At 72.7% G+C, this 25,742-nt stretch carries 21 protein-coding genes and 1 pseudogene; 10 read left to right on the top strand and 12 right to left on the bottom strand.

The genetic code is table 11. From position 1 onward, the window contains the following. Positions 1 to 161 precede the first annotated feature (161 nt). Both ACTYVM_RS12815 and ACTYVM_RS12810 read left to right on the top strand, forming a co-directional pair. Complete coding sequence (locus ACTYVM_RS12815; protein ID WP_445526055.1) at positions 162 to 3,014, top strand: helix-turn-helix transcriptional regulator; 2,853 nt, start codon at positions 162 to 164, stop codon at positions 3,012 to 3,014. 291 nt (positions 3,015 to 3,305) lie between these two features. Continuing rightward, on the top strand, positions 3,306 to 4,109 hold the full coding sequence (locus ACTYVM_RS12810; RefSeq protein WP_445526054.1) for a S1 family peptidase: 804 nt from the start codon (positions 3,306 to 3,308) through the stop codon (positions 4,107 to 4,109). A gap of 181 nt (positions 4,110 to 4,290) precedes the next feature. Here ACTYVM_RS12810 and ACTYVM_RS12805 read toward each other — a convergent pair whose 3' ends face one another. Together ACTYVM_RS12805 and ACTYVM_RS12800 are read right to left on the bottom strand one after the other, a co-directional pair. After that, positions 4,291 to 5,568, bottom strand: a complete 1,278-nt coding sequence (locus ACTYVM_RS12805) for a mannosyltransferase family protein (RefSeq protein WP_445526053.1) — start codon at positions 5,566 to 5,568, stop codon at positions 4,291 to 4,293. A 518-nt stretch (positions 5,569 to 6,086) separates the two neighbouring features. Further along, a complete protein-coding gene (locus ACTYVM_RS12800; RefSeq protein WP_445526052.1) occupies positions 6,087 to 6,584 on the bottom strand; it encodes a SigE family RNA polymerase sigma factor in 498 nt (165 codons plus the stop codon). Positions 6,585 to 6,784: 200 nt separating this feature from the next. Between ACTYVM_RS12800 and ACTYVM_RS12795 the strand changes: the two are divergent. Then, a pseudogene (locus tag ACTYVM_RS12795) lies at positions 6,785 to 7,183 on the top strand (helix-turn-helix domain-containing protein); the annotation flags it as partial. On the opposite strand, the gene ACTYVM_RS12790 reads toward ACTYVM_RS12795, so the two are convergent. Beyond that, complete coding sequence (locus tag ACTYVM_RS12790; RefSeq protein WP_445526051.1) at positions 7,144 to 7,650, bottom strand: TIGR03668 family PPOX class F420-dependent oxidoreductase; 507 nt, start codon at positions 7,648 to 7,650, stop codon at positions 7,144 to 7,146. The pseudogene ACTYVM_RS12795 and the gene ACTYVM_RS12790 overlap by 40 nt on opposite strands. 43 nt (positions 7,651 to 7,693) lie before the next feature. Next, a complete protein-coding gene (locus ACTYVM_RS12785) occupies positions 7,694 to 8,353 on the bottom strand; it encodes a phosphoribosyltransferase (protein ID WP_445526050.1) in 660 nt (219 codons plus the stop codon). Between the two features lie 151 nt (positions 8,354 to 8,504). Between ACTYVM_RS12785 and ACTYVM_RS12780 the strand changes: the two genes are divergently transcribed. From ACTYVM_RS12780 to ACTYVM_RS12770, 3 genes are all read left to right on the top strand, one after another. Continuing rightward, on the top strand, positions 8,505 to 8,807 hold the full coding sequence (locus ACTYVM_RS12780) for a DUF3040 domain-containing protein (RefSeq protein WP_445526049.1): 303 nt from the start codon (positions 8,505 to 8,507) through the stop codon (positions 8,805 to 8,807). A gap of 69 nt (positions 8,808 to 8,876) precedes the next feature. Further along, positions 8,877 to 9,662 (top strand): polysaccharide deacetylase family protein, encoded by a 786-nt coding sequence (locus ACTYVM_RS12775; RefSeq protein WP_445526048.1) that lies wholly within the window; start codon positions 8,877 to 8,879, stop codon positions 9,660 to 9,662. Between the two features lie 73 nt (positions 9,663 to 9,735). Beyond that, positions 9,736 to 10,179 (top strand): SRPBCC family protein, encoded by a 444-nt coding sequence (locus tag ACTYVM_RS12770; protein ID WP_445526047.1) that lies wholly within the window; start codon positions 9,736 to 9,738, stop codon positions 10,177 to 10,179. A 7-nt stretch (positions 10,180 to 10,186) separates the two neighbouring features. Here ACTYVM_RS12770 and ACTYVM_RS12765 read toward each other — a convergent pair whose 3' ends face one another. The 5 genes from ACTYVM_RS12765 to ACTYVM_RS12745 all read right to left on the bottom strand — a co-directional run bounded on the left by ACTYVM_RS12765 (position 10,187) and on the right by ACTYVM_RS12745 (position 16,885). Further along, on the bottom strand, positions 10,187 to 11,338 hold the full coding sequence (locus tag ACTYVM_RS12765; protein WP_445526046.1) for an XdhC family protein: 1,152 nt from the start codon (positions 11,336 to 11,338) through the stop codon (positions 10,187 to 10,189). Between the two features lie 57 nt (positions 11,339 to 11,395). Next, positions 11,396 to 12,853, bottom strand: coding sequence for an NCS2 family permease (locus tag ACTYVM_RS12760; RefSeq protein ID WP_445526045.1), 1,458 nt, complete (start codon positions 12,851 to 12,853; stop codon positions 11,396 to 11,398). A gap of 155 nt (positions 12,854 to 13,008) precedes the next feature. Beyond that, complete coding sequence (locus tag ACTYVM_RS12755; protein WP_445526044.1) at positions 13,009 to 15,390, bottom strand: xanthine dehydrogenase family protein molybdopterin-binding subunit; 2,382 nt, start codon at positions 15,388 to 15,390, stop codon at positions 13,009 to 13,011. Positions 15,391 to 15,392: 2 nt separating this feature from the next. Continuing rightward, positions 15,393 to 15,995 (bottom strand): (2Fe-2S)-binding protein, encoded by a 603-nt coding sequence (locus ACTYVM_RS12750; RefSeq protein WP_445526043.1) that lies wholly within the window; start codon positions 15,993 to 15,995, stop codon positions 15,393 to 15,395. Continuing rightward, positions 15,995 to 16,885, bottom strand: a complete 891-nt coding sequence (locus ACTYVM_RS12745; protein WP_445526042.1) for an FAD binding domain-containing protein — start codon at positions 16,883 to 16,885, stop codon at positions 15,995 to 15,997. The genes ACTYVM_RS12750 and ACTYVM_RS12745 overlap by 1 nt, the downstream gene beginning before the upstream one ends. A gap of 345 nt (positions 16,886 to 17,230) precedes the next feature. Between ACTYVM_RS12745 and ACTYVM_RS12740 the strand changes: the two genes are divergently transcribed. Further along, positions 17,231 to 18,895, top strand: coding sequence for a PucR family transcriptional regulator (locus ACTYVM_RS12740; RefSeq protein ID WP_445526041.1), 1,665 nt, complete (start codon positions 17,231 to 17,233; stop codon positions 18,893 to 18,895). A 167-nt stretch (positions 18,896 to 19,062) separates the two neighbouring features. Continuing rightward, the gene (locus ACTYVM_RS12735; RefSeq protein WP_445526040.1) at positions 19,063 to 19,842 is read left to right on the top strand and encodes a hypothetical protein; all 780 of its coding nucleotides are present in this window, start codon (positions 19,063 to 19,065) and stop codon (positions 19,840 to 19,842) included. A gap of 157 nt (positions 19,843 to 19,999) precedes the next feature. Here the strand turns inward: ACTYVM_RS12735 and ACTYVM_RS12730 are convergent, their stop codons facing one another. Beyond that, on the bottom strand, positions 20,000 to 20,815 hold the full coding sequence (locus ACTYVM_RS12730) for a GntR family transcriptional regulator (RefSeq protein WP_445526039.1): 816 nt from the start codon (positions 20,813 to 20,815) through the stop codon (positions 20,000 to 20,002). 163 nt (positions 20,816 to 20,978) lie between these two features. Between ACTYVM_RS12730 and ACTYVM_RS12725 the strand changes: the two genes are divergently transcribed. Both ACTYVM_RS12725 and ACTYVM_RS12720 read left to right on the top strand, forming a co-directional pair. Further along, positions 20,979 to 21,842, top strand: coding sequence for a (2Fe-2S)-binding protein (locus tag ACTYVM_RS12725; RefSeq protein ID WP_445526038.1), 864 nt, complete (start codon positions 20,979 to 20,981; stop codon positions 21,840 to 21,842). A 329-nt stretch (positions 21,843 to 22,171) separates the two neighbouring features. Further along, positions 22,172 to 23,209 (top strand): DUF2637 domain-containing protein, encoded by a 1,038-nt coding sequence (locus ACTYVM_RS12720; RefSeq protein ID WP_445526037.1) that lies wholly within the window; start codon positions 22,172 to 22,174, stop codon positions 23,207 to 23,209. Positions 23,210 to 23,275: 66 nt separating this feature from the next. Here ACTYVM_RS12720 and ACTYVM_RS12715 read toward each other — a convergent pair whose 3' ends face one another. Together ACTYVM_RS12715 and ACTYVM_RS12710 are read right to left on the bottom strand one after the other, a co-directional pair. Then, a complete protein-coding gene (locus ACTYVM_RS12715) occupies positions 23,276 to 23,686 on the bottom strand; it encodes an ATP-binding protein (RefSeq protein ID WP_445526036.1) in 411 nt (136 codons plus the stop codon). A gap of 256 nt (positions 23,687 to 23,942) precedes the next feature. Beyond that, positions 23,943 to 25,685 carry a pyruvate dehydrogenase gene (locus ACTYVM_RS12710; RefSeq protein ID WP_445526035.1) on the bottom strand — a complete coding sequence of 581 codons (1,743 nt, stop codon included), beginning with the start codon at positions 25,683 to 25,685 and terminating at the stop codon, positions 23,943 to 23,945. Positions 25,686 to 25,742 lie beyond the last annotated feature (57 nt).

Genomic DNA, 25,742 nt, shown 5'->3' with positions numbered 1-25,742 from the left:
TACCGTCGGTGGGGCGTTCCCGCGGGGTGACTTATTCATTCAGTGGTGCTTTGAATATGGGCATGCCGCAAGCGCTGTTATTTCCCTCACCACGCCGGCTGTCCGAAATTCACGGGCAGGTTGCCTAGAATTTGGCCCGAACACGACACTCGAGGGGAGCGGTGACCGTGCGACGGGACTTGAAGGGCCCTGCGAACTACCGTTCCGACCTGGTCATCGGCCAGGAGGAGCCGTCCGCGGCGGCACGGGAGCAGCTCGCGCGCGGTGGAAGTGTGCTGCTGCACGGGCCGGCCGGAATTGGAAAGTCGACGGTGCTGCGGGCATTGGCCGCGGAATACGCCCCGATCGCCCGCACCGTGTTGCGCTGCTCCGCCACCGAGTCCGAATCCCACCTGCCCTTCCTCGCCCTGGCCGACCTCTTCGGCCTGGTCCTGGACGAGGTGTCCGGCAAGCTGCCCGCCGCCCAGCACACCGCGCTGGAGTCGGCGCTCACCGGCCGCGGCGAGTCCACCCTCCAGCGCGACGGCCTCGCCCTGCGCCTGGCCGTGCTGTCCACGCTGCGCGCGCTCGCCGCGAAGGGCCCGGTCCTGATCGTCGCCGACGACCTCCAGTGGCTGGACGCGGCCAGCGCCGAACTGCTCGGCTTCGCCGCCCGGCGCCTCGGCGGGACACCCGTGCAGATGCTGTGCGCGGTACGGACCGAGCCGGAACAGGCGGAGCGGTACGACCGCCATCTGCGCGCCTGCCCGCCCGACACCCTCTCCGTCCGGCTGGGCCCGCTGACCCGTACTCAGGTCTCTGCCCTGCTCGGCCACCGCGGGTACTCCGGCCTGCCCCGCTCCACGGTCCGCGACATCCACCGCACCAGCGGCGGCAACCCCCTGTTCGCGCTGGAGCTGGGCCGTGCCCTGGCCGAGAGCCCCACCCCGCCCCGGCCGGGCGAACCGCTGCCGGTGCCGACCTCGCTGCGCGCCCTCGTCCTGAGCCGCCTGGAGATGCTGTCGGACGAGGCCCGCCGCACCCTCCTGGTGGCCAGCGCCGGCGCCCGCCCCACCCCCGCCCTGCTGCACGCGGCCGGCCGCGGCAACGCCGAGGCCGAGTGCGCGCAGGCCGCCGAACTCGGGCTGCTGGCCACGGAGCCGGAGGGCCCGGCCGTACGGTTCGCGCACCCGCTGATATCGGCCGCGCTGTACGCGGAGGCGCCCGCCCAGGAGCGGCGCGCCGCCCACGCCGCCCTGGCCACCGCCGCCCCCGACCCCATCGAGCGGGCCCGGCACCTGGCCCTGGCCACCACCGGCACCGACCCGGAGGTGGCCGCCCGGCTCGCCGAGGCCGCCGCGCTGGCCCGGGACCGCGGGGCGCCCTCGGTGGCCGCCTCGCTGGGTCTGCTCGCCGCCCGGCACACCCCGCCCGGCGGTGGACCGGGAGGCCCGGACGACCGGCGGTTGCAGGCCGCCGAAGACGCCATCACGGCCGGCGAGGTGGACCTCGCCCGGGACATCGCCCGTGAGGTGCTGACCCGGGCCACCGTGCCCGCCGAACGGGTGCGGGCCTGGATGGTGGTGATCGAGTCGGCCGGTCAGGCCCTCGGAGACGTGGACGCCGTCTTTCCGCAGGCGCTGGCCGACGCGGGCGACGACCCTCGGCTGCTCGCCCTGGTCCACTACCAGCTGGCCTGGCGCGGCCTGGTCGTGCAGGGCGACTTCGCCGAGGCCCGCCAGGAGGCCGCGCACGCCGCCGAACTGGCGGCGCGCGGCCGGGACCGGCGCAACGAACTGATGGCGCTCGCCTTCCAGGCCTCCACCGAGACCCTGATGGGGCATCCGAACGCCCCCGCCACCATCAAGCGGGCGCTGAGGGAGCCTCAGGACCCGTACGTCGCCTGCCATCACAACGGCGTCGGCTCGGCCCGCTACCGCTGGCTGCTGATGAGCGACCGGCTCGCCGAGGCCCGAGCGACCATCACCGCGCTGCTGCGCGAGGTGCGGCGGCGCGGCATGGTGGAGAGCGAGGTGCACTTCCTGCGCCTGCTCGCCGAGACCGAACTGCGCTCCGGCCACTGCGGCCGGGCCCTGGACCTGGCCCGCGAAAGTCTGCGGATGGCCCGGGACACCGGCATCGGCGAGAGCGCCTCGGCCACCCTGGCCTCCCTCGCAGAGGCGTCCGGCGGCAGCACCGACCGGGCGCTGGCGCTGGCCCGGGAGGCGGTGGGTCACGCCGAGGAGGACGGCGACCAGATGTATCTCTCGCGTGCCCTGACCGCCCTGGGACACGCCCAGTTGGTGGCCGGGGACGACCAGGCCGCCGTGACGGCGCTGCGCCGGGTGCGGGAGCTGGAACTGGGGCTCGGCATCACCGATCCGGCGCGCGGCCGCTGGCACGGCGACCTCGCGGAGGCCCTGGTGCGGACCGGGGAGCGGGCCGAGGCCCAGCGCGTCATCGACGTGGCCCGCGAGCACGCGCTGCGCCTCGGCCGCGAGAGCGTGCTGGCCGTCCTCGACCGGTCCGAGGCGCAGGTGCGGGCGGCCCGCGGCGACCAGGACGCCGCCGTGGCCCAGGTGACGTCCGCCCAGGACCGGCTGGCGAAACTCGGCAACGGTCTGGAGGAGGCCCGCGCCGCGTTCGCGCTGGCCCGGCTGCGCGCCCTCGCCCCGGCCCTGGGAGTCGGCCGGGCGGGGACACCCCTCGTGCCCGGACCGGCGTCGTACGCCGAGGCGGCGCGGCTGTTCCGGCGCTGCCGCGCGCTGCCGTGGCTGCGCCGGGTGGAGGAGGCCGCCACCGCCCGGTCCGCGCGGCAGCCGGAGGTGGCCCCGGCGGCGCTGGACGGGCTGGCGGCGATGGAGCGTCAGGTGGCGGCGCTGGTCATGGAGGGCGCGACGAACCGGGAGATCGCCGCACGGCTGTTCATCAGCGTCAAGACGGTGGAGGCGACCCTGACCCGGGTCTACCGCAAGCTGGGGATCCGTTCGCGCGTCGACATCGTCCGATTGGCGGCAGGCCGGCGCGCGAAGTGAGCGCGGCGCGGGTTGACTGACCGCGTGGACGCCAGTGAGACCAGTGAGAACGGCGCCAAAGGGCGCGGCGGGAGAAGCGAAGACCACCGGGGCCGTGCCGGGGCACCGGGTGGGACCGAGGGTTTTCCCTGCCCGACTCCCCTAGGGGGTTCCCTCATTGGAGGAGGGTGGGTCCGGTCCTAGCGTAAGGGACGTGCCGCTCGCCCGGGCACACGGGACCGAGCACGGATCCCACGGCTCCCGTGCTCCCCCGCCCGCGCGATCCCCCACCGGCCTGCCCCGAGGAGACGCATGTTCGGCCTCACCCGCGCCAGACGGACCGCCGCCGCGGTCGTGCTCGGCGCTGCCGCGGCCGCACTGCCCGCCGCCCCTTCCTCGGTCGCCGCCTCCTCCACGGCCTCCTCCCCCCGGCCCGTCGTCGGCGGTACGACGACCACGACGGCGGAGTACCCGTTCGTCATGCAGATCACGGACGCGTCCGGCAGCCAGTTCTGCGGCGGCACCCTCGTCGCGCCCACGAAGGTGGTCACCGCCGCGCACTGCGTGGTCGGCGAGACCACGGACAACGTACGGGTGGTGGGCGGCCGCACCCGGCTCGACGGCACCGACGGCACGGTCGGCGAGGTCGGCGGGATCTGGTTCGACCCGGGCTACACGGACGCCGTCAACGGCGCCGACGTGGCCGTGCTCACCCTGAAGTCGCCGATGCCGTACGCCACGGCGCGGTACGTCTCCCCCACCGCCACCGGCGTGTACGCGCCCGGTATGCCGGCCCGCGTCCTGGGGTGGGGCACCACCGGCGAGGACGGCGGGGGCGCCGGCCGGTTGCGCGTGGCGACGGTGCCCGTCGTGTCCGACACCGACTGTCGCCACTCCTACGGCTCCGACTTCGTCGCGAGCGACATGGTTTGCGCCGGATACCCGTCCGGCGGCGTTGACACCTGCCAGGGCGACAGCGGCGGTCCCCTGCTCATCGGGGGCGTCCTGGCAGGGATCACTTCCTGGGGCAACGGCTGTGCCGAGGCGGGCCGGCCGGGTGTCTACACCCGGCTGGCCTCCTTCTCCAGCCTCGTGACCGAGCAGGTCCGGTCCTGACCTGAGCCGTGCCCCGGTGAAAGCCAGGGGGCGTTGCGAGCCACCACGAGCGGCCCGCAACGCCCCCTTTCCAATCCCCGCCCCTACAGCCTGCTGCCGGAGTACGCCCAGCGGCCTGGGGCAGTGGCGCTCTTTTCGCTGACCAGTCGTCAACTCTGTGTGTCCGGTGGCGCACCGGTCGTCAGCCGGCCCAGCGTCCTGACAGAAAGGTGATGGCGAAGACGGTGGTCAGGGGGGCGATGAGGCAAAGGTAGGCGGTCTTGGCTCGTGGTCTGCGCAGGCTCAGTGCGGCCAGGGCGGTCCACAGAGGCCACCACAGGAGCATGGCGCGGGGGATGGACATGTACCAGTAGGAGGTGCCCAGGGCCCATAGGCTGAGGCCGATATAGGCGGCCTCAGGCCAGCGGCGTTGCCGGATCAGCAGGCCGAGCATGAACAGCCCGATGAGCATGGCGAGAAGTTCCGCCTGGAACATGAAGGCGTAGCCGGTGGTCTGGGTGTGGGCGAAGGCTCCGTGCCAGGTGTTGGTCCACGCTTCCCACGGGGTGTGGAAGTCGCGGTACCAGCCGCGTTCCTGGGCGTGTCGCCAAGCCATCCAGTCACCGGTCCGGGCCTGCAGATACCAGCTGTAGAGGGCGGCCGGGAGGGCAGGCAGGGCCAGCCAGGGCAGTGGACGCCACTGTCGGCGGGTGCGGGCGGTCAGCAGGAAGTGCAGGGCGATCGCGCCGGCCAGGAAGAGACCGCTGATGCGAACGGTCGTGGCCAGGGCGGTCAGGGTGGTGGCGAGGGGCCAGTTACGACGTTGGGCGGCAAGCCAGGCAGGCAGTGCGAAGGCCAGGAAGAGGGCTTCGGTGTAGCCGACGGCCAGGAAGATCGCGCAGGGAGAAAGCAGGAAGAACAGGACGGTGCGTCGGCCGCCGTTCATCCCGGGCAGGTACAACTCGGCGATCCGGGCCAGGGACAGGACAGCGATGGCGCCCGCGATGAAGGAGATCAGCAGTCCGGCCAGTGTCCAGTGCGGGATGACGGTGTGGACCGCGCGCAGGAGGAGTGGAAAACCGGGGAAGAAGGCTTCGCGGTTGTCCCAGCCGCTCTGCCAGGGTCCGGCCTGTCCGGGAAAGTAGCCGTCACGGGCTATGTGCAGGTAGTGGATCCAGTCCCAGTGCTGAAAGGGTGCGAGGAGCGGGCCGGGAGCGCGGGTGGCACCGCCGGCGGGAAACAGCCACCGGGTGCAGTAAGCGGTGATCCATATACCTGTTCGGGTCAGCAGGTACAGCCACAGCACCTCACGGTCGACGGCACGCAGCCGGAGGGCCTGGCGCCCGAGGGAAGTCGCGGGCGAGCGGCGTGGGCCGGGCTCGCCTCCCGGTGGGGCATGCGGAGAGATCCGGTGCGGCGCTACGGAGCGTTGTGCCGGTACAGGGGCACGGTCCCGCCGAATTGGTTGCATGACCGGCATAAAGGACTCCTTGCGGCGCGTGGTCGTGCGCGCCCGCGTGGTGACGGCTGGGCGGATCGCGGGACGAGAAGGGATCAGAGCGATGAAATGCAGATCTTGCGGCCCGTGGCGGACACGCAGGCACCGCCTATCACTCCGGGAGGAGCGGAGGAGCCGTCGTGCTGCGACCGGGGAAGGTGGCAGAGGGCGGCGGCGGCACGGTCGTGCGCACGGCCGAAGGTGACTGGGTCGTCGGCATGACCGTGGTGGGCGATGGCGGCCGGGTCGTCGGGACGGCAGACGGCCGACCGGGAGAGGGTGTGGTGGCCGGGACGGTGAGGGGAGGCTTGCTCGGCAGGAGCGTGGCCGCGGCCGCACCGCCCCCGCCCAGGGCCAGGCATGCCGCGACGACCAGGGCCACGTGGCGTCGATGCGCCCGCTGCCCCCGCGCGGTGATGTCCGAGACCGGTGTGGTGACCGCCTGCCTCCGCCCGGAATCGGCCGCTTGCTTGAACAGGGACCGCAGCGGGTCCTGGGACTCATGCACCGGGGGCCTCCTCAATTCGCGGGTCCTGCAGACGATGGGCAAGCGCGATCCGGCCGCGGGTCAGGTGTGTCTTGACCGTGCTTGCGGAGAGCCCCGTCTCGCGGGCGATCTGCTCGACGGTGAGGTCACACACGTAGTGCAGGGTCATCGAGCGGCGCTGCTGGGCCGGCAGCTCGCGCAGAGCCTCGACCAGCGCCACCTGCTCCGGCCCGGGCCCCTCGACATGCGGTGGGGCCCCACTGCGCTTCCAGGCATCCGCGATACGGCGGCGAAAACGCCACCGACTCACCGCCAGACGCCAGGCAACGGTGCGGATCCACGCCTCGGGCCGGCCGTCACGGTCGAGCTGTTGCCGCCGATTCCAACCCCTGACGAACGCCTCCTGCACAACGTCCTGCGCCTCGTGCAGGTCGCCGAGCATCACATACAACTGCCCCGTGAGTCGCGCGACCGTCTGGGCGTAGAACTCTTCGAACTCCTCGACGGTCAACTGCCACTCCCTGATCTTTCGCTTCACTGGGCTTACGCCTGGCGCGGGGTATCCGGTCGACGCCGGAGGCGAAGAAGCAGCGTGATGATCCTCACGGAACCGACCGCGGCGGACACACGTCAGCCGGCAACGGGACCAGTCTCACGGCCCAGCCCCTGTGTGGAACGTCGAGCGGCCCCTGCGGCAGTAAATACCGGAACAGCCTGTCCGGACGGGAGGGAAGCATTGCTGCCCTCCTCCTGCACGAGATCGCGGAGCTCGCCCCGCTCCCGTTCCACGTCGGGATTCCCGCCGCCGACCTCGCGAAGCTCTGCCGCGAGTACCTGGCCGCCCCGGACGCCGGCGTCACCAACGCCGCATGGGCCGCGAGGACGGCCATGAGCGAACGGGCCTTCACCCGGCGCTTCCGCGCGGAGACCGGTGACAGCCCCGAAAGCTGGCGAGCCCGCGCCCGCCTGCTCGCGGCCGTGCCACTGCTGCGCACCGCGTCGGTCAGCGAGGTCGGTGCCCGTCTCGGCTATGCCTCTCCCGCCGCCTTCACGCGCACCTTCGGCGTGCGTCAGGGACTTGGCCGCCCTTCGTCAGGGCCCCGGTCGCAGGCGGCTGGGGGAGGTTTGGGAGGTTCGGTGGCGTACCAGCCCGTCCAGCGGCGGACGGCGATCGCGATCACCGCTCCGTGCGGCGGGATCTCACGGTACTGCGGGTACTTGCGCAGCAGCCGGGCGAGCGCGGTCCCGTACTCCACCGCGGTCCGCTCGTCCTCCGCGCCGGGCGGCACGATCCTGGCGTCGCCGTCGGCGCGGGCCCACCACAGGCGGTTCCAGTCCTCGTCGTAGTCGTCCACCAGGAGGGACACGGCCCCGGTGGCCTCGATGTCGCGCAGGCGTCCGAGCCGGGTCGTGGTCTTCGGCTTGCGGTCGACGGCCGTCACGATGCCCTCGTCGCCGAGGGCCGCGAACACCGTGGGCACCAGGTGCGGGCGGCCCGCCGCGTCCACCGTGGCCAGTCGCGCCACCCTCGCGGCGAGGAACCGGCGTCGCGCCTCACCGGGGTCCATGCGGGGCACGTGCGTGTCTCCCCTCTGCCGTCTCTCAGCCGTCCGCCGTCTCTCAGCCGTCCGCCGTCTCTCGGCCCTCCGTCAGGGCCCGCAGCACCTCCTCGTCCGTCAGCTGCTCGAAGTCGTCGTACCAGACGCCCACGGCGGTGAAGGTGAGCGGCTGGTGGAGGCAGATCAGCTCGTCGGCCTCGGCGCGCAGCGCCCGGACGGCGTCGGGTGCGCCGACGGGGACGGCGAGGACCGTGCGCGCGGGCGCCCGGCGCCGCACGTGCCGCAGCGCGGCGCGCGCGGTGGATCCGGTGGCCAGACCGTCGTCGACGACGATCGCGGTACGTCCGCCGAGGTCCGGGGCGGGACGGCCGTGGCGGTAGCGGTCGGCGCGGCGGTGCAGTTCGGCGCGTTCGCGCTCGACCACCGGGGCGAGGTCCCCCTCGGTCAGGCCGAGCAGGTTCAGGGCCCTCCTGTCGAACAGCGGCGGGTCGTCCCCGACGATCGCGCCGAGGCCGTACTCCTCCTGCGAGGGGGCGCCGATCTTGCGGACCACGACCACGTCCAGCGGGGCGTCCAGCGCCCGCGCGACCTCCCGGGCCACCGCGACGCCGCCGCGGGGCAGCGCCAGCACCACGGGGTCGGGCAGGGCGCCCGCCTCGTACCGGGCGCGCAGCCGTTCGGCCAGTCGGCGGCCGGCCTGAGCGCGGTCACGGAACCTCACGGGCGTCCCTCCTTCCGCCCCGCGGGCCGGGTACCCCGCCGCACACGGCCGACCCCGTCCCGCGGGCGCCGTCCGGCCGGTCCGGTTAGTCCAGCGTGTGAGGGGCAGTCGGAGAGGACTCACGGCAGACCGGTTCCCCGTAGGAGCAACAGTGTCGACAGGCCGACTCCCCGATCGCGAACAGCGGATCCTGAACGAGATAGAACGCGCCCTGAGCCATGACCGCCGTCTGGTCCGGCGGATGCGGTCCGGACGCAGGCGCCCGGACCTCTCCCGGGTGGCGTCCTACGCTCCTCGGGCGTGGACCGTGGTGCTGCTGGCAACGGTCTCCGTCGCCCTGCTGACGGCCGGTGCCGTCACCGCGGAGCCGGCGGTGATCTGGGCGTTCGCGGCGGTGTGGCCGGTGACGCTGTTCTCCGCCCTGCGGCTGCTGTGCCGCCGGACGGAGTCCTGACGCGCCGCATCGATCACCTGTTCGACCCCGCTGCACACCGCGTCTTTACCTGCCATTTATAGTCCCGGCATGCCTTTCGCAACCAGGAAGACGATCAAAACGGGGGCCCGGTTCCGGGCGTTGGCGGCACTGACGGCACTCGCGGCGGCGTGTCTGGCGCTCACCGGCTGCGCACGCGACAGTACGGCGCCGAGCGACGCACGGGCGCACCCCGCGCCGGGCGCGCCGGCCGGGTTCGGCACGGTGGACTGCCGTCACGCCAAGTGCGTCGCGCTGACCTTCGACGCGGGACCGAGCGAGAACTCCGCCCGGCTGCTCGACATCCTGAAGGAGAAGCAGGTACCGGCGACCTTCTTCCTGCTCGGCGCCCGGCACATCGAGAAGTACCCGGAGCTGGTCGTGCGCATGGCCGCCGAGGGCCACGAGGTGGCGAACCACACCTGGGACCACCAGATCCTGACCCGGATACCCGCGGAGCGGGTACGCGAGGAGATACGGCGCCCGAACGAGGAGATAGAGCGGCTGACCGGGCGCAAGCCGACCCTGATGCGCCCGCCGCAGGGCCGCACCGACGACACCGTGCACCGGATATCCAAGGAACTGGGCATGTCCGAGGTGCTGTGGAGCGTGACCGCCAAGGACTACACCACGACCGACTCCGAGCTGATCACCCGGCGCGTCCTGGACCAGACCTCCCGGGACGGGATCATCCTGCTGCACGACATCTACGCGGGCACGGTGCCCGCGGTGCCCGGAATCATCGACGCGCTGAAGGAGCGGGGATACGTCTTCGTCACCGTGCCGCAGCTGCTGGCACCGGGCAGGGCGGAGCCGGGCAAGGTGTACCGACCCTAGGGTCTGTTGGGCCAAGCGCGTGAGCGGGGGGCGAACGCACGGGGGGAGGCCCCTCATTGCCTACGATCGTGGCGTGGTGAACTTCTCGCTCGAACGCACCGCGCCGCTCCCCCTCGACGAGGCGTGGCGGCGGATCACGCGGTGGTCACGGCATGCCGACGCGGTGCCGCTGACCCGTATCACCGAGGTCACGCCCGCGCCCACCCGTGCGGGCACGGTGTTCGTGGCCCGTTCGGGGATCGGTCCGCTCGGCTTCGACGATCCGATGGAGGTCACCGTGTGGCGTCCGCCGGCCGACGGCGAGGCGGGACTGTGCCGGGTGGAGAAGCGCGGCCGGGTGGTGGTGGGCTGGGCCGAGTTCGAGGTGCGGCCCGGCCCCGGGGGCCGTACGCGGGTGGTCTGGCGGGAGGAACTGCGAGTCCGCTTCCTGCCGACCCTGTTCGACGAGCCCCTGCGCGGCGTGGCCCGATCGGTGTTCGGACGGGCGCTGAACCGGCTGCTCAGGCAGCCCGACTGACGCCTCCTCAGGCCACCGAGCCGATCCGCCGGGCGGCGGCCGGCACTGCGTCGTGGTGGATCGGGGTGTGCGCGCCGACGAGGGGCGCACCGCTGCCGCCGCGCCGCTCGGCGACGATCTCGGAGGCGATCGACAGGGCCGTCTCCTCGGGCGTACGGGCGCCGAGGTCGAGGCCGATCGGGGATCGAAGCCTCGCCAACTCCAGCTCACTCACGCCGACTTCGCGCAGCCGCCGGTTGCGGTCGAGGTGGGTGCGGCGCGAGCCCATGGCGCCGACGTAGGCCACCGGAAGGCGCAGCGCCAGCTTGAGCAGGGGAATGTCGAACTTGGCGTCGTGGGTCAGGACGCACAGCACCGTGCGGGCGTCGACGCCGGTCCGGGCGAGGTACTCGTGCGGCCACTCGACGACGATCTCGTCGGCCTCCGGGAAGCGCGTCCGGGTGGCGAAGACGGGCCGGGCGTCGCACACGGTGACGTGGAAGCCGAGGAACTTGCCGATCCGCACCAGCGCCGAGGCGAAGTCGATCGCCCCGAAGACGATCATCCGGGGCGGCGGCACCGCGGACTCGACGAGGACCGTGAGCGGGGCGCCGCAGCGGGAGCCCCGCTCGCCGATCTCCAGGGTGCCGGTGCGCCCGGCGTCCAGGAAGGCGGACGCCTCGCCGGCGACCGTGCGGTCCAGCTTCGGGTGGCCACCGAAACCGCCCTCCCGGGAGCCGTCCGGGCGGACCAGCAGGGCCCGGCCCAGCAGTTGGGCCGGGCCTGACACGATCCGGGCCAGGGCCGCCGCCTCCCCCCGCGTGGCGGCGGCCAGCGCGGACGCGGCCACGGTACGGGCCGGGTCGGCGGCCCGCACCGGGGTGACGAGGATGTCGATGACGCCGCCGCAGGTCAGACCGACGGCGAAGGCGTCCTCGTCGCTGTAGCCGAAGCGCTCCAGGACGGTTTCGCCGTCCTGGAGCGCCTGCCGGCACAGCTCGTACACGGCGCCCTCCACACAGCCGCCGGAGACCGAGCCGATGGCCGTGCCGTCGGCGTCCACCGCGAGGGCGGCACCCGGCCGGCGCGGTGCGCTGCCGCCGACGGCCACCACGGTGGCCACGGCGAAGTCGCGTCCCTGCGCGACCCACCGGTCCAGTTCCTCGGCGATGTCCAGCATCTGTCGGTCTCCTTGCGGCGGTCGTGGGGAGGGCTCGTCGGCGGCGGACGCGAGGGCCTAGCGCACGCCCAGCCAGTTCTCGATGGGGTGGAGGGCGAAGTACACGAGGAAGAGGGCCGTCAGGCCCCACATGAAGGCGCCGATCTCCCGGGCCCTGCCCTGGGCCGCCTTGATGGCGGTGTACGAGATGACGCCGGCCGCGACTCCGGTGGTGATGGTGTACGTGAACGGCATCAGGACCACGGTGAGGAAGACCGGGATCGCGGTGGACCGGTCGGCCCAGTCCACGTGCCGGGCGTTCATCAGCATCATGGCCCCGATGACCACCAGCGCGGCGGCGGCGACCTCCTGCGGCACGATCGCGGTGAGCGGGGTGAAGAACAGGCAGGCCGCGAAGAACAGGCCGGTGACGACCGAGGCGAGGCCCGTACGGGCGCCCTCGCCGACGCCGGTCGCCGACTCGATGAACACGGTCTGCCCGGACCCGCCGGCCACACCGCCGATCGCGCCGCCCGCGCCGTCGATGAACAGCGCCTTGGACAGGCCGGGCATCCGGCCCTGGTCGTCGGCGAGCTTCGCCTCGGTGCCGACGCCGATGATGGTGGCCATCGCGTCGAAGAAGCCGGCCAGGACCAGGGTGAAGACGATCAGGCCGACCGTCATCGCGCCGACCTGGCCCCAGCCGCCGAACTCGACGTGCCCGAAGAGCGAGAAGTCGGGCATCGACACCGCGCTGCCGTGCAGGGCGGGCGCGCCGCCCGCCCAGGCGTCGGCCTTGACCACGCCCGCGCCGTTCAGGACGGCCGCCGCAACGGTGCCGCCGACGATGCCGATGAGGATGGCGCCGGGGACGTCACGGGCCTGGAGCACGAAGATCAGCAGCAGGGTGCAGGCGAAGAGCAGCACCGGCCAGCCGGCGAGTTCGCCGGCCGGGCCGAGGGTGAGGGGGGTGGACTTGCCCTGGTGCACGAAGCCGGACTTGTAGAAGCCGATGAGCGCGATGAACAGGCCGATGCCGATGGTGATGCCGTGCTTGAGCGCCTGCGGGATCGCGTTCATGATCATCTCGCGCAGGCCGGTGACCACCAGCAGCATGATGACCACGCCGTAAACCACGCACATGCCCATCGCCTGCGGCCAGGTCATCTGCGGCGCGACCTGCGAGGACAGTACGCCGGACACGGACAGGCCGGCGGCGAGGGCGAGCGGCACCCTGCCGACGACTCCCATCAGCAGGGTGGTGAGGGCCGCGGCGAACGCGGTCGCGGTGATCAGGGCCTTCTGGCCGAGGGTGTCACCGGCGGCGTCCTTGCCGGACAGGATCAGCGGGTTGAGGAGCAGGATGTACGCCATCGCCATGAAGGTGGTGACGCCGCCGCGCACTTCACGCGCGACCGTGGATCCCCGCCGGGATATGTGGAAGTAGCGGTCGAGCCAGGACCGGCCCGCCGGGACGCGGCTGCCCGCACCCGCGTCCTCGGCGGTGGTCCTCGGCTCCACTGACTGCTCGGTCATGGGGCCATCTCCCAAGGTTCACAGGGGTACCCGATGCCGTCGACGGCATACGGGATCTGGGAATGGACGACCCGGGGGACGGCCCGAGACGAACGGGTGGGGTACCCGGGGGGAGCGAACTCCCCCCGGGGCTGAGCGGTTCGGACGCCGCGGGATCACATGCCGGTGAGGTGCTCCGGCCGGACCGGGGTGCGGTTCAGCTCCAGCCCCGTCGCGTTGCGGATCGCCGCCAGGACGGCGGGCGTGGACGACAGGGTGGGGGCCTCGCCGATGCCGCGCAGCCCGTACGGCGCGTGGTCGTCGGCGAGTTCGAGCACGTCGACGGGGATGGTCGGCGTGTCGAGGATGGTGGGGATGAGGTAGTCCGTGAACGACGGGTTGCGCACCTTCGCCGTCTTCGGGTCGACGACGATCTCCTCCATGACCGCCACGCCCAGGCCCTGGGTGGTGCCGCCCTGGATCTGGCCGACGACGGACAGCGGGTTGAGCGCCTTGCCGACGTCCTGGGCGCAGGCCAGTTCGATCACCTTCACCAGGCCGAGGTCGGTGTCGACCTCGACGACGGCGCGGTGCGCGGCGAAGGAGTACTGGACATGGCCGTTGCCCTGGCCGGTGCGCAGGTCGAAGGGTTCGGTCGGCCGGTGCCGCCACTCCTCCTCCACCTCGACGGCCTCGTCCTCCAGGACGTCCACCAGGTCGGCGAGCGCCTCGCCGCCGTCGGTGACGACCTTGCCGCCCTCCAGGAGGAGTTCGGCGGTGGCCCAGGCGGGGTGGTAGGAGCCGAACTTGCGGCGCCCGATCTCCAGGACCTTCTCCCGCACGAGCTCGCAGGCGTGCTTGACGGCGCCGCCGGTGACGTATGTCTGCCGGGAGGCGGACGTCGAACCGGCGCTGCCCACCTGGGTGTCGGCCGGGTGGATGGTCACCCGGGCGACGCCGAGTTCGGTGCGGGCGATCTGCGCGTGGACGGTGACGCCGCCCTGCCCGACCTCCGCCATCGCGGTGTGCACGGTGGCGACCGGCTCGCCGCCGACGACCTCCATGCGGACCTTGGCGGTCGAGTAGTCGTCGAAGCCCTCGGAGAAGCCGACGTTCTTGATGCCGACCGCATAGCCCACCCCGCGGACGACGCCCTCGCCGTGCGTGGTGTTGGACAGACCGCCGGGCAGCTGCCGGACGTCGGCGCCCTCGGAGCTCTCCCACTGGCGCTCCGGCGGCATCGGCATCGCCTTGACGCGGCGCAGGAGTTCGGCGACCGGGGCCGGCGAGTCGACCGGCTGCCCGGTCGGCATGAGCGTGCCCTGGGACATGGCGTTCAGCTGCCGGAACTCCACCCGGTCCATGCCGACGGCGTCGGCGAGCTTGTCCATCTGCGCCTCGTAGGCGAAGCACGCCTGGACCGCTCCGAAGCCGCGCATGGCGCCGCAGGGCGGGTTGTTGGTGTAGAGGGCGACGGCCTCGATGTCGACGTCGTCGACCTCGTAGGGGCCGACGCCGAGCGAGGCGGCGTTGCCGACGACGGCCGGGGACGCGGAGGCGTACGCGCCGCCGTCGAGCACGATCCGGCACCTGACGTGGGTGAGCTTGCCGTCCTTGGTGGCCCCGTGCTCGTAGTACAGCTTGGCCGGGTGGCGGTGGACGTGCCCGAAGAAGGACTCGAACCGGTTGTAGACGATCTTGACGGGCTTGCCGGTGCGCAGCGCGAGGAGGCAGGCGTGGATCTGCATCGACAGGTCCTCGCGCCCGCCGAAGGCACCGCCGACGCCGGACAGCGTCATGCGGACCTTCTCCGGCGGCAGGCCGAGCACCGGGGCGATCTGGCGCAGGTCGCTGTGCAGCCACTGGGTGGCGATGTAAAGGTGGACGCCGCCGTCCTCCTCGGGCACGGCGAGCCCGGACTCGGGGCCGAGGAAGGCCTGGTCCTGCATGCCGAAGGTGTACTCCCCACGCACGACGAAGTCGGCTCGCTCCGCGGCCTGTTCGGCGTCGCCGCGGACGATGGGCTGGCGGTGGACGATGTTGGGGTGCGGGACGTGGCCGGCGTGGTGGTCGGTGCGGTTCTCGTGGACGAGGACGGCGTCCGGCGCGGTCGCGGAGGCCTCGTCGGTGATCACCGGCAGTTCCCGGTACTCCACCTTGATCTTGGCGGCGGCGCGGCGGGCGGTCTCGGGGTGGTCGGCGGCGACGACGGCGACGGGCTCGCCGTGGTGGCGGACCTTGCCGTGGGCCAGGACCGGGGTGTCCTGGATCTCCAGGCCGTAGTTCTTCACCTCGGTGGGCAGGTCGTCGTAGGTCATCACGGCGTACACGCCCGGCAGGGCGAGGGCCTCGGCGGTGTCGATCGAGACGATCTCGGCGTGCGCGACCGTGGAGCGCAGGATCTGGCCCCAGAGCATGTCCTCGTGCCACATGTCGGAGGAGTACGCGAACTCGCCGGTGACCTTGAGGATGCCGTCCGGGCGGAGCGTGGACTCGCCGATGCCGCCTCTGGTCTGCGAGCCCTGGGTGATTTTCGTGGGAGCGCCGGTGGCCGCCATGGTCAGACCCCCTCGGACTGCCGGGCGGCCGCCAGGCGGACCGCGTCCATGATCTTCTCGTACCCCGTGCAGCGGCACAGGTTGCCCGACAGGGCCTCGCGGATGTCCGCGTCGGTCGGGTTGGGGTTGCGCTCCAGCATCTCGTCGGCGGCGACCAGCAGGCCCGGGGTGCAGAAGCCGCACTGGACGGCGCCCGCGTCGATGAACGCCTGCTGGATCGGCGAGAGCTCTCCCTCCACTCCGGTCCGCGCGCCGGGGCCCCGCGCCTGCCATCGCTGGGCGTCCTCCAGCGCGGTGCCGCCGTCGCCCGCGCCGCGGGCGTCCGCATCACAGGCGTCCGTGCCGCCTGACCGCTGCCTGGCGAAGTCCGCCAGGCCCTCGACGGTCACGACCTCGCGGCCCTCGACCTGGCCCGCGGCGACCAGGCAGGAGCACACCGGCACACCGTCCAAGCGCACCGTGCAGGAGCCGCACTCGCCCTGCTCGCAGGCGTTCTTGGAGCCGGGCAGTCCCAGTCGCTCGCGCAGCACGTACAGCAGGGACTCGCCCTCCCAGACGTCGTCGGCCTGCTGCGGGCGTCCGTTGACGGTGAAGTTGACGCGCATCACGCGGCCCCCTCGTTCGTGCGGCGGGCGCCGCGGTACGACTCCCAGGTCCAGGTGAGTGTCCGGCGGGCCATGACGCCCACCGCGTGGCGGCGGTAGCTCGCGGTGCCCCGGACGTCGTCGATCGGGTTGCAGGCGGCGGAGCACAGCTGCGCGAACTGCTGGGCGACCGACGGGGTGATGATCTTTCCGGTGTCCCAGAAGCCGCCCTCGTCGAGCGCCGCGTTCAGGAACTCCTCGGCGGCCCTGGCCCGGACGGGCGTGGGCGCGGCCGAGCCGATGCCGGTGCGTACCGTCCGGGTCTTTGGGTGCAGGGCGAGGCCGAAGGCGCACACGGCGATGACCATGGCGTTGCGGGTGCCGACCTTGGAGAACTGCTGCGGCCCGTCGGCCTTCGCGACGTGGACGGCGCGGATCAGCTCGTCGGGCTCCAGGGCGTTGCGCTTGACACCCGTGTAGAACGCGTCGATCGGGATGCGGCGGGAGCCGCGGACCGACTCCACCTCGACCTCGGCGCCGGCCGCCAGCAGGGCGGGGTGGGCGTCGCCGGCCGGGGAGGCGGTGCCGAGGTTGCCGCCGACGCCGCCGCGGTTGCGGATCTGCGGGGAGGCCACCGTGTGCGAGGCGAGGGCCAGGCCCGGCAGCTCGGCCCGCAGGTTCTCCATGATCTTCGAGTACGGTACGGAGGCGCCCAGCCGTACGCCGTCCTCGCCGACCTCCCACTCGTGGAGGTCCGAGACGCGGTTCAGGTCGAGGAGGTACTCGGGCCGGCGGTGGTCGAAGTTGATCTCGACCATCACGTCGGTGCCACCCGCAATCGGCACAGCTGCGGGGTGCTCGGCCTTCGCGGCGAGCGCCTCCTCCCAGCTGGCGGGGCGAAGGAAGTCCATGACCGGCTCTCTTCTTCGTCTCGTGAGTCGTACAGATTGAGCCAATCCGTGTGCGGCGGGCCCGGCTCGCTCCTGTCCCTTTTACGCGGAGTGGGGTCAGTACACCGTTCACCGCTCCGGCTCGGTCAGTCACCGAAAACATGAAGGGTTTGGCTGGCCAGCGCGGGCATCTTGTAGATTCGTATGAACCGGGGCCTTCGGAAACCTCTTCGGTTCCCCTGGAAACAGAGGACGCCGAAAGGACGCGGACCCTGCCTCCTGGCGGAGCTGCTGCCCGGCCGCGCGGCCGGGCCCTCGCCACATGATCCATCGTACTTTTCGAGACACAGAACGGCGGCGACGAGAATGCGGCTGCGCGCACTGCTGGACACCGATGCGCTGGGCCTGAAGCTGCTCGGCGGGGAGGACGAGCTGGACCGCACCGTCCGGGGCGTCATGACCACCGACCTGCGCGATCCCAGCCGCTACCTCTCCGGCGGTGAGCTGGTGCTGTCCGGGCTCGCCTGGCGCCGGGACCCCGCCGACTCCGAGCCGTTCGTACGGATCCTGGTCCAGGCCGGGGTGGCCGCGCTGGCGGCCGGTACGGCCGAGCTCGGGCCGGTGCCCGACGACCTGGTGGCGGCCTGCGCCCGGCAGCGGCTCCCGCTGTTCACGGTGGAGGAGTCGGTGGCGTTCGCGACGATCACCGAGCACGTCGTGCGGCAGGTGTCCGGCGAGCGCGCCGGTGACCTGGCGGCCGTGGTGGAGCGGCACCGCCGGATGATGACGGCGGGACCGGCGGGCGGCGGCCCGGACGTGGTGCTCGACCTGCTGGGCTCCGACCTGGACCTGCGGGCCTGGCTGCTCTCCCCCACCGGCCGGCTGATCGCCGGGCCCAAGGCGGCGGGTCCGACGCCGGCCGCCGACATGTGCTCCCGGCTCGCCGCCGAGCACCTGGCGTCCGCCCGTACCGGCCGGCACGGCCCGCACCGGGTGGCGCTGGGGTCGACGACGTACTCCCTGTTCCCCATCCGCGGCGGCGGCCGCTCCGCGCGGGACGCGCGCGAGACGGCGCTGTCGGACTGGCTGCTGGCCGTGGAGGCGGACGCGGGCGAGTGGCCCGAGGAGCGGCTGGACCTGCTCCAGGGCGTCACCCAGCTGATCGCGGTCGAGCGGGACCGCCGGGACGCGGCCCGCACGGTGCGCAGGCGGCTGGCACAGGAGGTGCTGGAACTGGTGCAGACCGGCGCGCCGCCCGCGGAGATCGCCGCGCGGCTGAGGGTGGCCGCGCCGGTGCTGCTGCCCGGCCTCGGGGCGGCCCCGCACTGGCAGGTGGTCGTGGCCCGCGTCGAGTGGGACGACGGGCGGGGCGAGGGCGGGCGGATCGCCCAGTCGCTGCTGGAGGAGATCCTCGTCGACCCCCGCAGCACCGGTCCCGAGCCCTCCGACCGGATCGCCGTGGCCCACACGGACGACGAGGCGGTCGCCCTCGTTCCGCTCCCGGCCGTCTCGGCCGAGCACGACGGCTCCGAGACCGAGACCCTCGCCGACGCGCTGCTGGAGGCCGTACGCGAACCGCTGTCGGCCGGTCTCGACGGCGACGGGCGGCTCACCCTGGGCGTCAGCGCGGCCGTGCACTCGGCCGAGGGGCTGCACGGGGCGCTGGAGGAGGCCAGGCACGCCCGGCGGGTCGCCGCGGCGCGACCGGGACGCGTCTGCGCGGCCGGGCACCAGGAGCTGGCCTCCCACGTCCTGCTGCTGCCCTTCGTCCCGGACGACGTGCGCCGCGCCTTCACCGCCCGGCTGCTCGACCCGCTGCGGGAGTACGACCGCCGGCACCGCGCCGAGCTGATCCCCACCCTGGAGGCCTTCCTCGACTGCGACGGCTCCTGGACCCGGTGCGCCACCCGGCTCCACCTGCACGTCAACACGCTGCGCTACCGGGTCGGGCGTATCGAGCAGTTGACGGGTCGTGACCTGTCCCGCCTCGAGGACAAGCTGGACTTCTTCCTGGCGCTGCGCATGAGTTGAGGCCGCGGCGGACGAGGTGGCCGCGCCACCTGCGGCCTCTTCCGTCGCACGACTTTGTGAAATTTTTCACCCATCCTCTTGGCCGGGCCACGCTTTTCGTGCTGAGATGCCGCCACCACTCAAGGCTCGATGGCGTGCTCGGGGAGGGCAACGTGGCGCATACCGCCATGTCTGGTAACGGAACGACCCCTGGTGACGATCCACTCCAGACCGCGGTATGGCGGCTGCGCTCACGCGCGTGCTGGGCCGACGCGGCGGCGTTGCTCCAGTCGGCCACCGCGGCCGCGGCGCTGCAGAGAACCGTGCTGCTGGTCGAACGCTGCCTCTACACCGAGGCGGGCTGGGAGGAGGCCGAGGACGCGCTGCGCTCAGCGGAGGCGCTGGCCGACACCGACGAGGAGCGGGGCGCCGCCGCTTGTGAACGCGGGTACCTTGCCTACGCGGCCACGCTGCACGGCGTCCGGGACCGGGCGGACGAGGCGCGGTCGGCGCTCGGCCGGGCCGCGGCGCTGGTCCCGCCCGGGGCGGTGGGGCGCGCCCTGCTGGACTTCCGGCGCGGCCTGATCGCCGAGAACCTCACCCGCTCCCCGCAGGCCGCGCACGCCGCGTACCGCCGCGCGCACGCGGGTGCGATCGCCCACGCCGACCCGCTGCTGCTCTCCTTCACCTGGCGCCATCTGGCCGGACTGGCCATGCGGGAGGGCGAGTTGACCGAGGCCCGGAACGGATTCGCCGAGTCGCTGCGGATCCGCGAGGAACTGGGCTACCTGGTCGGCACCGCGCCGGCCCTGGTCTCCCTGGCCGACGCGGAGACCGAACCGGAGGCCTCCCGCCTGCGCGAGGAGGCACGGCGGCTGTTCCGGCTACTGGGGGGTGTGCCGACGTGGCTGGCGCGACAGCTGACCCCGGCACCGACCCCACCCGCGACGGGCACGGCCACGGCCTGAGCGGGGGCGCGGCCCGCACCTGGCCCGCGCCCTCGGCCCGCGCCCTCGGCCCGCTCCCTCGATCCGCTCCCTGGTCGGCCACGGCCTGACCGGGGGCGCGGACCGTACTCGACCGCGCCCGGCACCGTTCCCCGGCCGACGCCCTCGCTCCGCGCCCTCAGTCCGCGCCCGCGAAGTGCTCGGCGACCAGGGTGCGTACCACGTCCAGGTCGTGGGCGACGAGTGCGTCCAGGAGGGCCGTGTGTTCGGCCGCGTCGGCGACGAGGTTCGCGTGGGCCGGACGGGTGGAGCCGCCGACGAGGGGCCACTGCGCGCGGCGGTGCAGGTCCTCGGCGATCTGGACGAGCTGCTCGTTCCCGGACAGGGACAGCACCGCGCGGTGGAAGGCGCGGTCGGCCTCGGCGTAGGTGGCCCGGCACCCGGAGGAGGCGGCCCGCACACTGGCTTCGGCGAGCGGCCGCAGCTCGGCCCAGCGCTCGACGGGCACGCGGCGGGCCAGCCGCAGCATCACCGGCGCCTCGAGCAGGGCCCGCACCTCGGCCAGCTCGGCAAGCTCGCGGTCGCCGCGCTCGATCACCCGGAAGCCCCGGTTGGGCACGACCTCGACGGCGCCCTCCAGCGTGAGCTGCTGCATCGCCTCGCGCACAGGGGTCGCGGAGACCCCGAACTGCTCGCCGAGCGCGGGCGCGGAGTAGACCTCGCCGGGTCTCAGCTCCCCCGCCACCAGGGCGGTGCGCAGGGCCTGCAGGACCTGGCCGCGCACCGAGGAGCGCCGCACAAGCGGGCGCCGGACGGGCCGCTCGCCGTGCGTGTGCTCGCCGCGCGCACCCGGCTCCTGGAGGTCCGCGGCGGCGAGGGACTCCCGTTCCGACCGCGGATCCGCGGCCTGCGGCTGGCGCGGCACACGGGGCACAGTGTCCCCGCCGGCCCCGGGGGCCCGGATGCCGGTGGAGTCCTGCGCGCCCTGCTTCACGGTTCTCCTCCGGGCTTGGGGTGCTTGAGATGCTTGTGGTCATTACGGCGGGTTGTCATCCAGCCGTCAAGCACCTTAGGCAATGTAGGCCAAGGCTTCACATTCCCACGAGCTGAAGTAAGGTGAGCCTTACCTTCATTCGAGCGGGAAACGGTGGTCCGGCATGCCTGTGCCCTCTTCGGCCGTAGCGGACGCCTACGCCCGCCTCACCGAGGTCTTCCCCGGGCTCACGGTGACGGAGACCGGCCCCGGCGAGCCGGTCCCGGACGGCGGCGGCTGGACCTCGGCCGCCTCCCTCGCGTCGGGCGGCAGCGACCTGGACGCGTTCCTGGCCTGGGACGACGCCCAGGTGCTGCGGGACTACGGCACGCACGCCCGCCCGGACGTCGTGGCGAGCTTCGGACTGCACCGCTACGCATGGCCCGCCTGCCTGCTGTTCACCGTGCCGTGGTTCCTGCACCGCCGGGTGCCCCGCCTCCCCGTGACCCAGGTCTCCTACGACCGGACCGCCGGCCGCATGGCCGTGCGCCCCGCCTCGTTCGCCTGCCTGCCGGGCGACCCGGCGGCCGCACTGCCCGGCGCACGCGTCGTGCGCGACAAGGAGGCGCTGCGGGCCGAACTGCGCTCGGCCGTCGCCGAGCACCTGGAGCCGGTACTGGCCGGATTCGGACCCCGCATGCGGCGCCGCGGACGCGCCCTGTGGGGTATGGCGACCGACGAGATCGTCGAAGGACTCTGGTACGTCGCCCATCTGCTCGGCGAACAGCGGCGGGCGGTGCACGAGCTGGAACTGCTGCTGCCGGGAGCGACCCGGCCGTACGTCGGCTCCGCCGCCTTCCGGGAACTGACGGGGCCGAACGGCGAGCTTCCCCCAAGCTCTTCGAGCAGGGGGTACCCCCAGCTCACCCGCGACCGGGCCAGCTGCTGCATGTTCTACACCGTGCGCCCCGAGGATCTCTGCGCGACCTGCCCGCGCACCCGCGACGCGGACCGGATCGCCAAACTGGCGGCGGCAGCGGCGGGCTGAGCCCCCGTCACGCGCGGCCCGACCCCGCCCCCGGCGGTCGGACGCGCCCCCGCGATCGCGTAGGATCACCTCCGACTGGGACACCCACAAGGTCACAGGTGATTCACGAATCCCTCACCTGCCGCGGGAAATTTCCACGGAACCACCGGCACGGGTAGTCTCATTCGAACTCAACTCCCGCCCCTCAAGCGGCAGTTCGAGCAGAACGCCGCCCCGGGCATCCCCCTTGCACCTCCTTGGCGGCCTCTTGCCCCGAAAACCCCTGAGGGCCGACGGGATTGGGCCACCATGGCGGGCGTTACGCCCTATCCCAATGCAAGGGACCCCAGATGAGACTGACCGACATATCGCTGAATTGGCTGCTTCCGGGCGCCGTGCTGCTCGCGGGCGTGCTGACGGCGGTTGCGGTGGTGGTGCGCGGCAAGCGCTCCTCCGGGGAGAACGCGAGCGCGGACAACTCGTGGGAGCGCAGCGAGGAGCGCCGCAGGCGCAAGGAGGCCGTCTACAGCACGGCCTCCTACGTGTTGCTGTTCTGCTGTGCGGCGGTGGCCGCCGCACTCTCCTTCCACGGCCTGGTCGGCTTCGGTGAGCAGAACCTCGGCCTGACCGACGGCTGGCAGTACCTGGTGCCGTTCGGCCTGGACGGCGCGGCGATGTTCTGTTCGGTGCTCGCGGTGCGCGAGGCGAGCCACGGTGACGCGGCGCTCGGCTCCCGGATACTCGTGTGGATGTTCGCGGCCGCCGCGGCCTGGTTCAACTGGGTGCACGCGCCCAGGGGCATCGACCACGCGGGGGCGCCGCACTTCTTCGCGGGCATGTCGCTCTCGGCCGCGGTCCTGTTCGACCGGGCGCTGAAGCAGACCCGTCGGGCCGCCCTGCGCGAGCAGGGCCTGGTGCCGCGCCCGCTGCCGCAGATCCGCATAGTGCGCTGGCTGCGGGCGCCCCGTGAGACCTACAAGGCGTGGTCGCTCATGCTCCTCGAGGGCGTGCGCAGCCTGGACGAGGCGGTCGACGAGGTGCGCGAGGACGAACGCCAGAAGGCGGAGACCCGGCGGCTGCGCCGCGATCAGGACCGCATGGAGCGGGCGCAGCTGAAGGCGCTCAGCCGGGGCCACCGCGGCTTCATCGGGCGCGGCGGCCGGCAGGTCGAGCAGCAGGCCCTGGAGCGCGGCTCCGCCCAGGTCGCTACGGAGCCTGCCATAGCGGCGGCGGAGCTTCCCGTGCTCGCGCGTCCGTCCCTTCAGCCCGTCCGCAAGGGCTCTGAGAGTTCCTCCGTCGACCTCACCGCGGAGGACGACACAATGGCTCTGCCGCGCCTCGACTCCCTGGAGCGCAAGCTGAAGGACCTGGAGCAGCAGTTCGGCTAGGAACGAGTCGACTGGACCGGTGAACGGGTGGGGGGCGCGGCCGTGCGGGCCGTGCCCCCCACCCGTTCACGCGGCGTCCGCGTCCAGTTCGAACCAGACGGACTTCCCGACGTCGTGCGTGCACACGCCCCAGGTGTCCGCGAGGGACTGCACCAGGACCAGTCCCCGGCCGCCGGTGCCGTCGCCCGTCCCCGGTGCCCGGGGCCTGGGCCGGCGGGCCACGAAGTCCCGTACCTCCACCCGCAGTCCGCGCGGTGACACGGTGGCGGTCACGATCGCGTCGTCGTCGGTGTGGACGAGCGCGTTGGTGACCAGTTCGCTGGTGAGCAGTTCCGCGACCTGAGACGTGTCGGGCCCGCCCCAGTGGCGCAGCAGTGCGCGCAGCGCCCGGCGCACCTCGGGCACCGCCTTGAGATCGGCCCGCCCCAGTCTGCGCCTGAGCTGGGGCGCGACGGGCGGTCGCGGTAAGCCGTCCACCGTTTTGTCCGCCTGTCCGCCCGCCGGGCCTCCCCCCGGTCTCTGCGTGTGGTCCTCCGCCGTCCGAGCCGAGGAGGCCCCGACCGTCGCGGGACCGCCCCCTCGTGCCTGCCTCTCCATGTCCCCCGTCCGCGTGCCGATGTCGGTTCCCCTCCGGTTCGAACACGTTCACGGAGATCCATGCCCCGTCGGGCGCGGGCCAGTCATGTGGAATGGGCCACGCCCAGTTGTCCGGTGCCGCCGTGTCGGGACGGGCTCACGGCCGCGGCATGTTGCGCAGGTTGGAACGCGCCATCTGCGCCATCCTGCCCACGCCTCCGTCCAGCACCATCTTCGAGGCCGACAGTGCGAACCCGGTCACCATCTCGGCCTTGATCTTCGGCGGGATCGACAGGGCGTTGGGGTCGGTGACGACGTCCACGAGGGCGGGGCCCTTGTGGCTGAAGGCCTCCTTCAGCGCGCCGGCGAGGTGCCGGGGCTTCTCCACCCGGATGCCGTGGGCGCCGCAGGCGCGGGCGACGGCGGCGAAGTCGGGGTTCTTCATGGCCGTCCCGTAGGCGGGCAGTCCCGCCACCATCATCTCCAACTCGACCATGCCCAGGGAGGAGTTGTTGAACAGAACCACCTTCACGGGCAGGTCGTACTGGACCAGGGTCAGGAAGTCGCCCATCAGCATGGCGAAGCCGCCGTCCCCGGACATGGACACCACCTGGCGGCGACGGTCGGTGAACTGCGCGCCGATCGCCATCGGCAGCGCGTTGGCCATCGAGCCGTGCGAGAAGGAACCGATGATGCGGCGGCGCCCGTTGGGCGAGATGTAGCGGGCGCCCCAGACGTTGCACATCCCCGTGTCGATGGTGAACACGGCGTCGTCGTCGGCCACTTCGTCCAGGACGGCGGCCACGTACTCGGGATGGATCGGGACGTGCTTGTCCACCTTCCTCGTGTACGCCTTGACGACGCCCTCCAGGGCGTCCGCGTGCTTCTTGAGCATCCGGTTCAGGAAGCGCCGGTCGGCCTTGACCCGCACCCGGGGAACGAGACAGCGCAGGGTCTCCTTCACATCGCCCCACACCGCGAGGTCGAGCCGGGAGCGGCGGCCGAGGTTCTCGGGCCGGACGTCGATCTGGGCGATCTTCACGTCGGTGGGCAGGAAGGCGTTGTACGGGAAGTCGGTGCCGAGCAGGATCAGCAGGTCGCACTCGTGGGTCGCCTCGTAGGCGGCGCCGTAGCCGAGCAGTCCGCTCATGCCGACGTCGTACGGGTTGTCGTACTGGATGAACTCCTTGCCGCGCAGGGCGTGTCCGACCGGGGACTTGATCCGCTCGGCGAACTCCATCACCTCGGCGTGCGCGCCCGCGGTGCCGCTGCCGCAGAACAGGGTGACCTTCCCGGCCTCGTCGATCATCTCGACGAGCCGGTCGATCTCGGCGTCGCCGGGCCGGACGGTGGGCCGGGAGGTGACGATGGCGGTCTCTGCGGCCTTCTCGGGCGCGGGCTCGGCGGCGACGTCCCCGGGCAGCGCCACCACGCTGACGCCGCTGCGGCCCACCGCGTTCTGGATGGCCGTCTGGAGCAGCCGGGGCATCTGCTTCGGGTTGGAGATCAGCTCGCTGTAGTGGCTGCACTCGGCGAACAGCCGGTCGGGATGGGTCTCCTGGAAGTAGCCGAGGCCGATCTCGCCGGAGGGGATGTGCGAGGCGAGGGCGAGGACCGGGGCCATGGAGCGGTGGGCGTCGTACAGGCCGTTGACAAGGTGCAGGTTGCCGGGTCCGCAGGAGCCGGCGCAGGCCGTCAGACGGCCGGTGATCTGGGCCTCGGCGCCGGCCGCGAACGCGGCGGTCTCCTCGTGGCGGACGTGGATCCAGTCGATGGCGGCGTTGCGGCGGACCGCGTCGACGACCGGATTGAGGCTGTCCCCGACCACGCCGTACAGGCGTTTGACTCCGGCGCGGACGAGGATGTCGACGAACTGCTCTGCGACGCTCTGCTTGGCCATGGCGCTCGGCACCCCTTCGGTCTGCCGCGGATCCTCCGCCTCCATGAAGGCACAGGC

This window comes from Streptomyces cyslabdanicus (genome assembly GCF_052663305.1).
The sequence above is the reverse complement of the archived record's forward strand: the minus strand, read 5'-3'. Positions and strand labels throughout refer to the sequence as shown.

What these genes read in the sequence shown, in the direction of transcription:
- ACTYVM_RS12810 (WP_445526054.1), top strand. Translation starts at nt 3,306, where the DNA reads ATGTTCGGCCTCACCCGCGCCAGACGGACCGCCGCCGCGGTCGTGCTC.
- ACTYVM_RS12805 (WP_445526053.1), bottom strand. Translation starts at nt 5,568, where the DNA reads ATGCCGGTCATGCAACCAATTCGGCGGGACCGTGCCCCTGTACCGGCA.
- ACTYVM_RS12775 (WP_445526048.1), top strand. Translation starts at nt 8,877, where the DNA reads ATGCCTTTCGCAACCAGGAAGACGATCAAAACGGGGGCCCGGTTCCGG.
- ACTYVM_RS12765 (WP_445526046.1), bottom strand. Translation starts at nt 11,338, where the DNA reads ATGCTGGACATCGCCGAGGAACTGGACCGGTGGGTCGCGCAGGGACGC.
- ACTYVM_RS12760 (WP_445526045.1), bottom strand. Translation starts at nt 12,853, where the DNA reads ATGACCGAGCAGTCAGTGGAGCCGAGGACCACCGCCGAGGACGCGGGT.
- ACTYVM_RS12755 (WP_445526044.1), bottom strand. Translation starts at nt 15,390, where the DNA reads ATGGCGGCCACCGGCGCTCCCACGAAAATCACCCAGGGCTCGCAGACC.
- ACTYVM_RS12750 (WP_445526043.1), bottom strand. Translation starts at nt 15,995, where the DNA reads ATGCGCGTCAACTTCACCGTCAACGGACGCCCGCAGCAGGCCGACGAC.
- ACTYVM_RS12745 (WP_445526042.1), bottom strand. Translation starts at nt 16,885, where the DNA reads ATGGACTTCCTTCGCCCCGCCAGCTGGGAGGAGGCGCTCGCCGCGAAG.
- ACTYVM_RS12740 (WP_445526041.1), top strand. Translation starts at nt 17,231, where the DNA reads ATGCGGCTGCGCGCACTGCTGGACACCGATGCGCTGGGCCTGAAGCTG.
- ACTYVM_RS12735 (WP_445526040.1), top strand. Translation starts at nt 19,063, where the DNA reads ATGTCTGGTAACGGAACGACCCCTGGTGACGATCCACTCCAGACCGCG.
- ACTYVM_RS12725 (WP_445526038.1), top strand. Translation starts at nt 20,979, where the DNA reads ATGCCTGTGCCCTCTTCGGCCGTAGCGGACGCCTACGCCCGCCTCACC.
- ACTYVM_RS12720 (WP_445526037.1), top strand. Translation starts at nt 22,172, where the DNA reads ATGAGACTGACCGACATATCGCTGAATTGGCTGCTTCCGGGCGCCGTG.
- ACTYVM_RS12710 (WP_445526035.1), bottom strand. Translation starts at nt 25,685, where the DNA reads ATGGCCAAGCAGAGCGTCGCAGAGCAGTTCGTCGACATCCTCGTCCGC.